The organism is Terribacillus saccharophilus, from assembly GCF_002272745.1.
Classification (GTDB): Bacteria; Bacillota; Bacilli; order Bacillales; family Amphibacillaceae; genus Terribacillus; species Terribacillus saccharophilus_B.
Genome location: NZ_NPBD01000002.1, coordinates 152,427 through 165,712 on the forward strand (window position 1 = coordinate 152,427; position 13,286 = coordinate 165,712).

Annotated in this window: 12 protein-coding genes; 11 read left to right on the forward strand and 1 reads right to left on the reverse strand. The window is 45.4% G+C overall.

The features are described from left to right. The 7 genes from recG to rnc all read left to right on the forward strand — a co-directional run bounded on the left by recG (position 1) and on the right by rnc (position 6,464). Complete coding sequence (gene recG / locus CHH58_RS02590) at positions 1-2,037, forward strand: ATP-dependent DNA helicase RecG (protein ID WP_249275016.1); 2,037 nt, start codon at positions 1-3, stop codon at positions 2,035-2,037. Between the two features lie 75 nt (positions 2,038-2,112). Next, complete coding sequence (fapR, locus tag CHH58_RS02595; RefSeq protein WP_095217627.1) at positions 2,113-2,682, forward strand: transcription factor FapR; 570 nt, start codon at positions 2,113-2,115, stop codon at positions 2,680-2,682. A gap of 3 nt (positions 2,683-2,685) precedes the next feature. Beyond that, positions 2,686-3,699 carry a phosphate acyltransferase PlsX gene (plsX, locus tag CHH58_RS02600; protein ID WP_095230073.1) on the forward strand — a complete coding sequence of 338 codons (1,014 nt, stop codon included), beginning with the start codon at positions 2,686-2,688 and terminating at the stop codon, positions 3,697-3,699. Next, positions 3,696-4,646 (forward strand): ACP S-malonyltransferase, encoded by a 951-nt coding sequence (gene fabD / locus CHH58_RS02605; RefSeq protein ID WP_095230075.1) that lies wholly within the window; start codon positions 3,696-3,698, stop codon positions 4,644-4,646. Before plsX ends, fabD begins: the two co-directional genes overlap by 4 nt. Next, entirely contained in the window at positions 4,647-5,387 is a 741-nt protein-coding gene (gene fabG / locus CHH58_RS02610) for a 3-oxoacyl-[acyl-carrier-protein] reductase (RefSeq protein ID WP_095230077.1), read from the forward strand. Positions 5,388-5,454: 67 nt separating this feature from the next. Beyond that, entirely contained in the window at positions 5,455-5,688 is a 234-nt protein-coding gene (gene acpP, locus CHH58_RS02615; protein WP_038560102.1) for an acyl carrier protein, read from the forward strand. Between the two features lie 92 nt (positions 5,689-5,780). Beyond that, on the forward strand, positions 5,781-6,464 hold the full coding sequence (rnc, locus tag CHH58_RS02620) for a ribonuclease III (protein ID WP_095230079.1): 684 nt from the start codon (positions 5,781-5,783) through the stop codon (positions 6,462-6,464). 37 nt (positions 6,465-6,501) lie between these two features. Here rnc and CHH58_RS02625 read toward each other — a convergent pair whose 3' ends face one another. Next, positions 6,502-6,723, reverse strand: coding sequence for a DUF1128 domain-containing protein (locus CHH58_RS02625; RefSeq protein ID WP_038560108.1), 222 nt, complete (start codon positions 6,721-6,723; stop codon positions 6,502-6,504). A gap of 135 nt (positions 6,724-6,858) precedes the next feature. Between CHH58_RS02625 and smc the strand changes: the two genes are divergently transcribed. The 4 genes from smc to ffh all read left to right on the forward strand — a co-directional run bounded on the left by smc (position 6,859) and on the right by ffh (position 13,208). Then, positions 6,859-10,425 carry a chromosome segregation protein SMC gene (smc, locus tag CHH58_RS02630; protein ID WP_095232613.1) on the forward strand — a complete coding sequence of 1,189 codons (3,567 nt, stop codon included), beginning with the start codon at positions 6,859-6,861 and terminating at the stop codon, positions 10,423-10,425. 15 nt (positions 10,426-10,440) lie between these two features. After that, the gene (gene ftsY / locus CHH58_RS02635) at positions 10,441-11,451 is read left to right on the forward strand and encodes a signal recognition particle-docking protein FtsY (RefSeq protein ID WP_095230083.1); all 1,011 of its coding nucleotides are present in this window, start codon (positions 10,441-10,443) and stop codon (positions 11,449-11,451) included. Positions 11,452-11,525: 74 nt separating this feature from the next. Continuing rightward, entirely contained in the window at positions 11,526-11,852 is a 327-nt protein-coding gene (locus CHH58_RS02640) for a putative DNA-binding protein (RefSeq protein WP_095230085.1), read from the forward strand. Between the two features lie 12 nt (positions 11,853-11,864). Further along, entirely contained in the window at positions 11,865-13,208 is a 1,344-nt protein-coding gene (gene ffh / locus CHH58_RS02645; RefSeq protein ID WP_095261983.1) for a signal recognition particle protein, read from the forward strand. The last annotated feature ends 78 nt before the right edge of the window (positions 13,209-13,286 follow it).

A 13,286-nucleotide genomic window follows, 5' to 3' on the forward strand; every position in this document is an offset into this window, starting at 1 on the left:
GTGTTAAAGCAACCGGTTGATCAAGTCAAGGGAATCGGTGCAAAGCTTGCGGAAGGATTGGCGAATATGGGGATCTTCACAGTCGAAGATCTCCTTTTTCATCTGCCGTATCGGTATGATGTCTTCGATGTCCAGCCGTTAGCTGAACTGATTCATGATGATAAAGTGACGATTGAAGGTGAAATCGCCTCACCGGCTCAAGTGCAATATTACGGACGGAAAAAGAACAAACTAACTGTGACACTCTTGGTTGAGAATGTTGCAGTCAAGGCGATTATGTTCAATCGTGCATTTGCTCAGAAACAGCTGATACCGGGCAAAAAAGTGACGATGACAGGAAAATGGGATCAGCATCGTCTTCAGCTTACTGTCAGTAACTTCAAGGTTGGCGGAGCAGATGAGCTAACACCGGTGCAGCCTGTCTACGGTGTGAAAGGTACAGTGACAGTGCGACAACTGCAAAAAAGTGTGAAGCAGGCGCTGGAACAGTATGATGAAGACATTGAAGAAATTCTGCCAGCATCATTTTTAGCATCATATAAAATGCCAGATCGAAAAACAGCATTGCATTATATGCACTTTCCACCTGACAGACAGGCACTGGCTCATGGGCGTAGACGATTCACATATGAAGAATTTCTATTGTTCCAGTTGAAAATGCAATTTATCCGAAAACAAAAACGGGAAGCATCAGCTGGAGGCAGCTTAGCTTATGATCAAGAGAAGGTACAAGCTTTTGTAGCCACTCTTCCTTTTACGTTAACGAATGCCCAGCAGCGTGTGCTGAAGGATATTATGCGTGATTTACATTCTTCTTACCGAATGAACCGTCTCTTACAAGGGGATGTTGGGTCTGGTAAAACGGCTGTCGCAGCTGTTGCGCTTTATGCGGCAGTTACAGCAGGTAAACAGGGTGCGATTATGGTTCCGACAGAGATCTTAGCAGAACAGCACGCCCAGTCTTTATCTAGTATGCTGGATGGTTTTGCCACAGTAGCACTGCTCACTGGAAGTGTCAAAGGCAAGCGCCGGAAAGCAGTGCTCGAACAGATTGTAAATGGAGAAGTAGACATTGTTGTCGGGACACATGCACTGATACAAGATGAAGTACATTTTAAAAATCTTGCATTAGCTATTGTTGACGAACAGCATCGATTTGGTGTTGCGCAGCGCCGGACACTACGAGATAAAGGCCTTCATCCGGATGTTCTGTTCATGACTGCTACGCCAATTCCGCGGACGCTGGCTATCACTGCATTCGGTGATATGGATGTGTCAGCTATTGATGAAATGCCAGCTGGGCGTAAAGAAATAGAAACGTATTGGGTAAAGGAAAATACGATTGATCGGGTGCTGGATTTCATCCGAAAGGAAGTCGCAGCCGGTCATCAGGCGTATGTCATAAGTCCGTTAATTGAGGAATCGGACAAGCTGGACATCCAGAATGCGGTCGATTTGCATCAGATGCTTGCTGCTGTTTTTGAGCCGGATATTCATGTCGGACTCATGCATGGACGTTTGCCATCTGATGAAAAAGACGCGGTAATGAAGGAATTCGCCGACAATGAAACCCAAGTTCTTGTGTCTACCACAGTAGTAGAAGTTGGGGTGAACGTTCCGAATGCTACGCTGATGATCATCTATGATGCAGAGCGCTTCGGCCTATCCCAGCTGCATCAGCTACGGGGTCGTGTAGGTCGTGGAGATGCACAAAGTTACTGTATATTAATTGCCGAACCAAAAGGGGAAATTGGGAAAGAACGCATGCGCATCATGACAGAAACAACGAATGGATTCGAGCTGTCCGAGCAGGATTTGCAGCTACGGGGTCCTGGTGATTTCTTCGGGAAAAAGCAGAGCGGGATACCGGAATTCAAGGTTGGTGATATGGTGCACGATTACCGGGCACTTGAAACAGCGCGTAAGGATGCAGAGCAAATCATTTCAGAAGAAAGATTGGAAAATGACCCCGCTTATCGCAATTTATTGCAAGCGCTGGATACCGAGTTTGCACTGAACGGGAATGTGCTCGACTAAAAACGGCTGTTGCAAATTCTGGCCTGCTATTATATATTACTTTTAGTACCTAGTCTTAATTTTGGCGGTGGAGAAATGAGAAGAAGCAAAAAAGACAGACAGGACTTACTGCGGGAAACGATTGAAAAAACACCGTTCATAACAGACGAGGAATTGGCAAAGAAATTTGCTGTCAGTATTCAGACAATCCGATTGGACCGAATGGAACTGACAATTCCCGAGCTGCGGGAACGGATTAAGCACGTTGCTCATTCCCAGTGGGATGAAACCGTGAAATCTATTAACATTGATGAAGTGATTGGAGAAATCATTGACTTAGAGCTCGATGAACGGGCGATCAGTATATTAGATATTAAACCAGAGCATGTTTTCACACGGAACCAGATTGCCAGAGGGCATCATCTGTTTGCGCAGGCTAATTCCTTAGCGGTTGCGCTGATCGATGATCCGTTCGCACTCACTTTCCACTCGGAAATCACCTTTACTAGACAGGTGAAACTCCATGAGCGGGTAGTAGCCAAAGCGAAAGTCATTCGTCAGGACAGGAAGCGGACGGTCATCCAAGTGGATAGTGCTGTTGATCAAGAAGAAGTATTTAAAGGTACGTTCGAGATGTTCCGCTCGAGCGTGAAAGAAGGGAAATAAGTTATGCGAATAGCAATCGACGCAATGGGTGGCGACAACGCACCGGAAGAGATAGTCAAAGGTGCCGTGCTCGCAGCTAAAGAGGATGCATCCTTGGAGCTGACACTGGTTGGAGATCAAAGCAAGATTGAACCGCATCTTGGTGAGGTCCGTCCGGCTAACATCCGGATTATACATACAGAGGAGTACATTACAGCAGACGACGAACCTGTCCGGGCAATCCGGCGCAAGAAGCAGTCATCACTTGTACTGACTGCTCAGGAAGTTAAAGAAGGCCGTGCTGATGCTTGTGTTTCAGCGGGAAATACAGGTGCCATTATGACAGCAGGCCTGATGATAGTCGGACGTATTAAAGGCATCGAACGGCCGGCATTGTCGCCAACTCTTCCGACGGTGGATGGAAAAGGATTTGTCCTGCTTGATGTTGGCGCCAATATTGACGCCAAAGCGAACCATCTATTACAATACGGCGTAATGGGCTCTATCTATGCAGAGAAAGTTCGCGGGATAAAAAATCCTCGTGTAGGATTGCTCAATGTAGGCACGGAAGATGGTAAGGGCAATGATCTCACGAAGAAAGCTTTTGAGCTTCTCAGTGATGCACCAATAAACTTTATTGGTAATGTAGAAGGCAGAGATTTCCTTTCCGGAGATTTTGATGTTGTTGTGACGGACGGTTTTAGTGGCAATATCGCCCTGAAAACAATAGAAGGAGCAGCATCGATGTTCTTCTCGACCATCAAGAAGGCCTTCTTAAAGAACACAAAGACAAAGCTTGCGGCTGCTATGATGAAACCGCAGCTAAAGGAAATTAAAGCAAGCACAGAATATGCAGAATATGGCGGTGCTGCTTTGTTTGGGCTTGCTGCACCTTTTGTAAAGGCGCACGGTTCCTCCAATGCGCGTGCTATACAAGTTGCTATCCTACAAACAAAGCAAATGGCAGAAAATAATGTAACAGGTATTATCAAAGATACAATCCAGAGCATGAAGAAAGACGAGGAGGACGTTAAGTGAAACGAGTAGCTTTTGTGTTTCCTGGACAAGGCTCACAAGCAGTGGGCATGGGTCAGGAAATGTACAACGAATATGATGAAGTGAAAAGTCTTTTCCAAGCGGCAGACGAATTATTGCCGCAGCCAATAACACCTTTAATGTTCGAGGGACCGGCAGAAGAGCTGACAAAGACAGAAAATGCACAGCCGGCATTGCTTCTGACAAGTGCTGCTATCTACCAGGTATTGCAGAATGAAGGTGTAAGACCAGTCGTTACGGCCGGACACAGCTTAGGAGAATACAGTGCACTGGTTGCAGCTGGCGTTTTCCGTGCAGAAGAAGCTGCTGTACTCGTTAACAAGCGCGGTCAGCTAATGGAAAAGGCTTATCCGTCAGGGCAAGGTTCCATGGCTGCGGTATTAGGCCTAAGTTTGGAAGACATCAAGACTGCTCTTCAAACAGTTGATACGGAGCATGGCGAAATTGTCGATGCTGCCAATATCAACTGCCCTGGACAGATCGTCATTTCCGGTACAAAAAAAGGCATCGAACTTGCAGAGCCGCTTTTGAAGGAAGCTGGAGCTAAACGTGTGCTTCCGCTGAATGTCAGCGGTCCGTTCCACTCCAGGCTGATGAAACAAGCTGCAGAAGAATTCGCATCTGCACTTGCAGACGTGGAAAAAGCTGATGCATCGATTCCAGTTTATGCAAACGTAACAGCAGAAAAAGTGCTAGATCAGAAAGAGATCGAGCAGTTACTCGTGCAGCAGTTGTACTCACCAGTCCGTTTTGAAGAGACTGTTGTTAATATGCTTCAAAATGACGAACTGGATGCTATTGTCGAAGTGGGACCTGGTAAAGTGCTAAGCGGATTAGTGAAGAAAATCAACCGCCGTACGACAACGTTCAATGTACAAGATCCCGAATCATTGCAAGCATTCTTGACGTGGTACAAGGAGGAAGAATAAATGCTATCAGGTAAAGCAGCACTAGTTACAGGTGCATCACGCGGTATTGGCAGAGAGATTGCGCTGGAACTTGCGAGTAACGGAGTGAACGTAGCGGTAAACTACTCCGGAAGCAAAGAGAAGGCAGAGGCTGTTGCAGAGGAAATCCGTGCTCTTGGGCAGGAATCAATTGTAATCCAGGCGAATGTAGCAGAAGAAGAAAGCGTAAAAGATATGGTCAAGCAGACTATTGAAGCATTCGGCAGTTTAGACATACTAGTGAATAATGCTGGTATTACGCGAGATAACCTGCTTATGCGTATGAAGGAAGAGGATTTCGATGCAGTCATCCAGACGAATTTGAAAGGTGTATTTCTTTGCACGAAAGCAGTAACTCGTCAAATGATGAAACAAAAAGCTGGCCGCATTATCAACGTGGCGAGCATTGTTGGTGTCAGCGGTAATCCTGGCCAAGCTAACTATGTCGCTGCAAAAGCAGGAGTCATTGGTTTAACGAAAACAGCAGCCAAAGAGTTGGCTGCGCGAAACGTTCTTGTGAATGCTGTTGCTCCAGGATTCATCACGACTGATATGACTGATGAAATGACAGATGAGCAGAAACAAGCGATGCAAAGCATGATTCCGCTAGGTAAACCAGGCAAGCCGGAAGACGTTGCGCGTGTCGTTCGTTTTCTTGCGTCAGAAGATAGCAATTACATTACTGGTCAAACGATTCATATCGATGGCGGCATGGTAATGTAATACAATGAAAAAACTGTAGTTTTCCGGGACGAAATGTCCTATAATAACGAAGGGAGGTGAATTTCCTATGGCAGATGTATTCGAGCAAGTAAAGCAAATCGTTATTGATCGTCTTGATGTAGACGAATCCAAAGTAACACTAGAGGCTTCTTTCAAAGAAGATCTAGATGCAGATTCCCTTGATGTTGTGGAATTGGTTATGGAATTGGAAGATCAATTCGACATGGAAATTTCTGATGAAGATGCTGAAAAAATCGCTACTGTTGGCGACGCTGTAAACTACATAAACAGCAAACAGTAAGATTTAAATAAGATGCATAGGAGAAAGTCCCGTCACTAGTAGGCGGGGCTTTCTCCGCATCATCACAACTATCGGAAAGTGGGGACAGCAGAATGAGCTTATATAAACTGCAGGAGAAGCTTGGAATCCATTTCCATGATGAAGCTTTGTTGCAGAATGCCTTGACCCATTCATCTTATGTGAATGAACATCGTCACCTGAAGAAGACGGATAACGAACGATTGGAATTCCTCGGCGATGCTGTATTGGAGCTTGGTGTATCACAATTTCTGTACAAGCATTATCCTGATATGCCAGAAGGGAATATGACGAAGCTTCGTGCTGCTATAGTCAGAGAGGAATCTCTCGTGCTCTTCGCCAAAGAAATGGATCTTGGTACATATGTGCTGCTCGGAAAAGGAGAAGAGCGCACTGGGGGCAGAACACGTCCTGCATTGTTAGCTGATGTGTTCGAGGCATTTGTCGGTGCTTTGTATCTCGACCAGGATTTCGATGTGGTACTAGGATTTTTCGAAAAAATCGTCTTTCCAAAAATCAGCCAAGGTGCTTTTTCACATGCGATGGATTACAAGAGCAGACTGCAGGAGGTTATTCAGCAGGACAAAGATAAAGTGATAACGTATACGATCGTTGATGAAAGAGGTCCTGCTCATAGCCGTGAATTCGTTGCGGAGTTGAAGGTTCAGGGAGAACTTGTCGGTACAGGAGTAGGCCGGACGAAAAAGGAAGCGGAACAGCAGGCTGCCCGCATTGCTTTGGAAGCTTTAACTGAATAGAAAAAACGGCGGAGAGCAAGTTAGTCTCCGCCGTTTTTTATTTTCGGTAGTTCGCCAGTTCCTGGATAAATGCTTCTGTCTCAGATACACTGAGCTGTCCTTTTGATTCAATATGATCATATAAAAACTTAATATCATCGTACTTCTCAATTTGGTAGTCTTCTGGCTGCATGATGGAACGGTTAACGACAACAAGCCGATCGGCGATGCCATTGATGAGGATGGACAAATTCTCCTCTGATGCCTGTTCGAGCTTCATGGGCGAGCCTCCTTTGGCGTAATTGATACCTATTATGTACCTTTAGTTTATGATAAAATAAATAAGTTAAAAACAAAAGAGAAACCAATAACAATGCAGAAATAAGCGATAAGCTTTCAATATAGGAGAATGAGTATGTTCCTGAAACGATTAGAAACCGTCGGATTCAAATCATTTGCCGAAAAAGTGACACTTGACTTTGTACCAGGTGTAACGGCAGTGGTAGGTCCGAATGGAAGCGGGAAAAGTAATATAACCGATGCCATCCGCTGGGTATTAGGCGAGCAGTCGGCAAAAAGTCTGCGAGGATCCAAAATGGAAGATATTATCTTCCAGGGCAGCGATACGAGAAAAGCGCTTAATGTAGCGGAAGTGACACTTGTATTGGACAATGCCGATCAGACGTTACCGCTGGAGTATCAGGAAGTGAGTGTGACCAGACGGGTATTCCGTTCTGGAGAAAGCCAATTTTTGATCAATAACCAAAGCTGCCGTCTAAAAGATATCATTGACTTGTTCATGGATTCTGGATTAGGAAGAGAAGCCTTCTCCATTATTAGTCAAGGAAAGGTAGAGGAAATCCTAAGCTCCAAACCAGAAGAAAGACGGTCTATCTTCGAAGAAGCTGCAGGTGTTTTGAAATACAAGCAGCGAAAGAAGAAGGCAGAATATAAGTTAGCAGAAACTCAAGAGAATTTAAACAGAGTAGAAGATATTACGTATGAAATTGAAGGACAGCTTGAACCATTACGTGAACAAGCTGCTATCGCAAAGGATTTTCTGGAGAAAAAAGCACAGCTGAAAGATGTTGAAATCGGATTGCTAGTTGCGGAGATCGAGCAATTACATAAGGAGTGGCAAGCGATTCTCCAGGAGCTTGAAGTGAATAAACGTGAGCTTGAAGTCCAGAAGCAGACTATTGGAGAAAAAGAACAGCTGCTTGAGTCGGAGAAGACAGAATTACATGCGCTGGATGCCTCTATTGACGAACTGCAAGCCTCCTTGTTAATCGTGACACAAGAGCTTGAGAATTTGGAAGGCAAGAAACAGCTTTTGAATGAGCGCTCCAAGCATCTTGCAGAAAACAAAGAAAAGCTGGAAAAAGATACAGAACAGCTGGGAATTACTCTAGAGCAGCAGCTGAAACAGCTGGACCAGGAGCAAGCAGCTCTGGATACGTTGGATACAGAAAATAAAGCAATCAAATCTGATTTGCGATCTTTGGACAAACAGCTATCCCGTACACAGGAAGATTTGAGCGAACAAATCGAAGAAAAGAAAAGTGATTATATCGATTTGCTGAATGAACAAGCTGCTAAGCGCAATGAGACGAACTCACTCAAACAGCAGCTCACTGGTATTGATGCGAAAAAAGAACGGCAGCGTACAAAATACAAAGATGTTGTTTTGAATCGTGATGAGATCAGTGAGAAAAGAGAGCAATTGTCTGAAAGTCTCAAAGATGCTACCGAAAGCCGCGAGCGGGCTGAGGAGAAAGCAGATTCACTTCGGATGGAAGCAGCGCAAAAACGTGAGCAGTATCAAGAAGCACAGAGCAAGCTGTACACCGGGTACCAGCATATTGAGAAGCTTCGTTCCAAGCAGGAAATGCTGCAAGAGATGAAAGAAGAGTTCCAAGGATTTTTCCAAGGGGTAAAAGCAGTCCTCAAAGCTCGTCAAGATCAAAAGCTCGAGGGAATTGAGGGTGCTGTCATCGAATTAATTGATGTACCGTCTGCGTATGTCACTGCGATGGAGACTGCTCTTGGAGGTCAAGCTCAGCATATCGTGGTTGATACGGAAGCAAGTGCCCGTCAGGCAATCAATTGGCTGAAACAGACACATAATGGCCGTGCGACATTCTTGCCGCTATCATCGATTCAGCCAAAACAGATTCCTGCGAATGTATTGGGGAATGCTTCCAATCGGGATGGATTCATCGGTATTGCGGCAGATCTCATTCAAGTTGATCCCCAGTACAAGCGGGCAGTTGATTTCCTGTTAGGTAATGTGGTCATCGCAGAAGACCTTCAGCATGCCAATGACATTGCTGCTGCTCTTGGCAGACGGTACCGCGTTGTTACGCTGACAGGTGATGTTGTAAACCCAGGAGGATCTATGACTGGCGGAGCGCAAAAGCGCAACAGTCAATCTTTGTTTACAAGAGAAAAGGAAATGCAGGAAGTCACGGAGAAACTGTCTGATTTCCAGGCACGGACTGAAGTATTCGAACGTAAAGTCGCGCAGCTGAAAGAAGAACTTCAGCAATTGGAAACTTCAGCAGAGGAAACCCGACATAGCTTGAAGCAGCTGCAGGAAGCGGAACAGGAGCTCCAGGCAGCATTTACTGAAACGAGCATCCGCTTTATGCATGCCAATGATAATCTCACCATGTATGACCAGGATAATGCGCAGTATGACACAGAACGAGAAGAAGTGGAAAAACGCATCGAGCAGCTGCAAGCTGAACTTGCCGGTTTGGACCAGCAGCTCCAGGATATACAGCGGGAGATTAGTGAACTGACAGAAGCTCACCAGGCATGGCAGCAGACTAAGGAAATTAAACGGGAAGAACAGCAGGCCCTTCAGATACGGTCTGCAGAAAGCCTTGCTAAGCTTGAAAATCAGCAGCAGAGGCTCAGTGAGTTTACAGAGCAGCTAGAACTGACGAAGCAGAAGTATGAAGAACAGCAGCGGGTACTGCAGCAAATGGCTGAAGTTGGTGAGAAAGGTCAGACAGAGGAAGAGATTGCAGAGCTGATCACAGTGAAGCAACAGCACAAGCAGCAGACAACAACATTGATCGAGGAACGTAAAGCAGAACGGCAGGAGCGCTATGACTGGGTGCAGCAAGAGGAGCTGTCTGTTAAAGAAGCAAATCGTCTTCATCAGAATCTGGTGCAGCAAGTACAAGATCAGGAAGTCCGCTCGAACCGTTTGGATGTAGAGCTGGAAAACCGTCTGATGAATTTGCAGCAAAGCTACTCCTTGACCTTTGAAAAAGCATTGGCAACGTTTGGAAGAGCAGAAGATATAGAAACTGCCCAAACAGAAGTCAAGCTGATTAAGCGTGCTATTTCGGAACTCGGCAGCGTCAATGTAGGTGCAATAGAGGAATTTGACCGGATTAATGAAAGATATAGCTTCCTTACTGAACAAAAGGACGACCTTTATCAGGCAAAATCAACTTTGCTTGCCGTAATTGACGAAATGGATGAAGAAATGAAGCGTCTATTCGAAGATGTATTCAATAAAATAAAAACAGAATTCACAGAAGTGTTCCGTTCGCTCTTTGGCGGAGGACACGCGGAGCTGAAGCTTACCGATTCTGATAATCTGCTGGAAACCGGAGTCGATATTATCGCACAGCCGCCAGGTAAGAAACTGCAGAATCTAGGTTTACTTTCGGGCGGAGAGCGTGCTTTGACAGCAATTGCCTTGCTGTTTGCCATTTTGCGTGTAAGGCCTGTACCATTCTGTATCTTGGACGAAGTGGAAGCAGCCCTGGATGATGCAAACGTCAGCCGCTTTGCTCAATACATGAAGCAATTCAGCGAAAAGACCCAGTTCATTGCCATAACACACAGAAAAGGTACAATGGAGGAAGCAGACGTTCTTTATGGCGTGACGATGCAGGAATCCGGCGTTTCTAGATTGGTTTCTGTCCGTCTGGAAGACGCGCCTACACTAGTGAAGGTATAAGAAAGGAAGAACAAAATGAGCTTTTTTCAGAAACTGAAAAACAAATTCTCTAATACAAGCAACGAAACAGATCAGCAAACACCTGAAAAGTACAAAGAAGGTCTGAAAAAGACCCGTACTTCCTTCTCTGATCGGATGAATAATCTGATGGCACGTTATCGAAAAGTGGATGAGGACTTCTTTGAGGAATTGGAAGAAGTACTTATAGCTTCCGATGTAGGTGTGAACACAGTGATGGATCTGGTGGATGAGCTCCGTATGGAAGCAAAACGTCAGAACATCAAGGATAGTATTCAGCTGAAGGATGTCATCTCAGAAAAATTGGTTGAAATATACCAAGGTGATGAAGATGAACAGCCGCAGAAGCTAAAAATGAATGACGATGGACTTACGATTTACTTGTTTGTCGGCGTTAACGGTGTCGGAAAGACAACTAGTATCGGTAAGCTTGCGTATAAGCTGAAGCAAGAAGGCAAGAAAGTCGTCATGGCTGCGGGTGATACTTTCCGTGCTGGAGCGATCGAACAGCTGCAAGTATGGGGAGAGCGGACTGGCGTAGAAGTGATTCGCCATAACGCTGGCAGTGATCCTGCAGCTGTTATCTATGATGGTATTAAAGCGGCACAGGCCCGCGGTGCAGATGTACTTCTTTGTGATACCGCCGGCCGTTTGCAAAATAAAGTAAATCTAATGAATGAACTGAACAAAGTACATCGTGTTATTGAACGTGAAGTACCAGGAGCGCCACATGAAGTGCTGCTCGTATTGGATGCAACAACAGGGCAGAATGCTCTTGCGCAAGCGAAGACATTCCAAGAAACAGCTAATGTTTCTGGTATCATTTTATCCAAGCTGGATGGAACAGCTAAAGGTGGTATTGTCCTGGCGATCAGGAACGAGATGAAAATTCCGGTTAAGTTTGTTGGTCTCGGCGAACAAATGGAGGATTTGCAGGAATTTGATCCAAATGCCTTTGTATATGGTCTATTTGCTGATTTGATGCAGGATGAGGAACAAGCGGAATAGCAGTTTCTTGACAGCTGCACACTAGGTTGGCTACAATTTTGTAAAGGCATTTCACTTAACAAGGGGTGCGGTTCATGTTAGAGAAAACAACTCGAATGAACTATTTATTCGATTTTTATCAGGCACTGCTTACACCGAAGCAGCGGAGTTATATGGAAATGTATTATCTGGAAGATTTGTCATTAGGTGAAATTGCGGAAACGTTTGAAGTTTCTCGTCAGGCAGTCTATGATAATATCCGGCGTACCGAAGCGATGATAGAAAGCTATGAGAAAAAGCTGCATCTTTATGATCGCTTCAAGGAGAGGAGCACTTTGCTGGATGAGCTGGAAGAAATAATGGACGCAAGCCTCCAGTCCGGTGCAAAAGACTTGATCCAAAAGATAAAAGAATTAGATTAGGAGGTCGATTCCATGGCATTTGAAGGATTAGCCGACCGACTGCAGAGTACGATACAGAAAATTCGCGGGCGCGGTAAAGTTACAGAACAAGACGTAAAAGAAATGACACGTGAAGTACGACTGGCGCTTTTGGAAGCAGACGTTAACTTCAAAGTTGTGAAGCAGCTAATCAACAAAATCAAAGAGCGGGCTATCGGTCAGGAAGTAATGGAGAGTCTTACACCTGGTCAGCAGGTTATCAAGGTTGTTCAGGAAGAACTGACACAGCTTATGGGCGGCGAGCAGAGCAAGATTTCTGTCGCAGACAGACCGCCGACTGTCATTATGATGGTTGGTTTGCAAGGTGCGGGTAAAACGACAACAACTGGCAAGCTAGCAAACCTTTTGCGCAAGAAGCATAACCGTAATCCGTTGCTCGTAGCAGCTGACGTATATCGACCGGCTGCTATCGATCAGCTAGAGACACTTGGCAAGCAGCTTAGCCTGCCAGTATTTTCGATGGGGACAGAAGCAAACCCAGTCGATATTGCTAATGAGGCAATCAAGAAAGCGAAAGAAGAGCATCATGATTATGTCATCATTGATACGGCTGGCCGTCTGCATGTAGATGAGAAGCTGATGGATGAGCTGACACAAATCAAAACGAACGTCAAACCTGCAGAAATCTTCCTTGTGGTAGATGCAATGACAGGTCAAGACGCCGTAAATGTAGCGGAGAGCTTTGATAGCCAGCTCGATATTTCTGGTGTTGTATTAACGAAACTTGACGGTGATACACGAGGCGGGGCTGCACTATCCATCCGTGCTGTAACCGGGAAACCTATTAAATTCGTCGGTATGGGAGAGCGCACAGACCAGCTGGAAGCCTTCCATCCGGAACGAATGGCTTCCCGTATCCTTGGCATGGGAGATGTGCTTTCCTTGATCGAGAAAGCCCAAGAAAACGTCGATGAGAAGCAAGCGCGTGACTTGGAAGAGAAAATGCGCAGTATGAGCTTCACCTTTGACGATTTCCTCGAGCAGATGAGCCAGGTGAAGAAAATGGGGCCGCTTGGCGACCTTCTTGATATGCTTCCTGGCGCAGGCAAGATGAAGAACATGAAGAACGTCCAGCTGGACGAGAAGCAGCTTGTGTACGTGGAAGCGATCATCCAATCGATGACACGCAAGGAACGGCAGGAGCCGTCTTTAATCAATGCCAGCCGCAAGAAACGGATCGCAAAAGGCTCTGGCCGCAGTGTATCCGAAGTCAATCGTTTGCTGAAACAATTCGAAGATATGAAGAAGATGATGAAGCAAATGACGAACATGCAAAAGGGTAAAAAAGGACGCGGAATGAAATTTCCTTTTATGTAATGTAAAAACCCTTTACAGTGATTATTTAATCTGATACAATCATATCTTGTGAGAAACATTATTTTGGAGGTGCAACAA

Excerpts from the sequence above, each read along its gene's own strand:
- fapR (WP_095217627.1), top strand. The coding sequence starts at position 2,113 with ATGAGAAGAAGCAAAAAAGACAGACAGGACTTACTGCGGGAAACGATT.
- plsX (WP_095230073.1), top strand. The coding sequence starts at position 2,686 with ATGCGAATAGCAATCGACGCAATGGGTGGCGACAACGCACCGGAAGAG.
- fabG (WP_095230077.1), top strand. The coding sequence starts at position 4,647 with ATGCTATCAGGTAAAGCAGCACTAGTTACAGGTGCATCACGCGGTATT.
- acpP (WP_038560102.1), top strand. The coding sequence starts at position 5,455 with ATGGCAGATGTATTCGAGCAAGTAAAGCAAATCGTTATTGATCGTCTT.
- rnc (WP_095230079.1), top strand. The coding sequence starts at position 5,781 with ATGAGCTTATATAAACTGCAGGAGAAGCTTGGAATCCATTTCCATGAT.
- CHH58_RS02625 (WP_038560108.1), bottom strand. The coding sequence starts at position 6,723 with ATGAAGCTCGAACAGGCATCAGAGGAGAATTTGTCCATCCTCATCAAT.
- smc (WP_095232613.1), top strand. The coding sequence starts at position 6,859 with ATGTTCCTGAAACGATTAGAAACCGTCGGATTCAAATCATTTGCCGAA.
- ftsY (WP_095230083.1), top strand. The coding sequence starts at position 10,441 with ATGAGCTTTTTTCAGAAACTGAAAAACAAATTCTCTAATACAAGCAAC.
- CHH58_RS02640 (WP_095230085.1), top strand. The coding sequence starts at position 11,526 with ATGTTAGAGAAAACAACTCGAATGAACTATTTATTCGATTTTTATCAG.
- ffh (WP_095261983.1), top strand. The coding sequence starts at position 11,865 with ATGGCATTTGAAGGATTAGCCGACCGACTGCAGAGTACGATACAGAAA.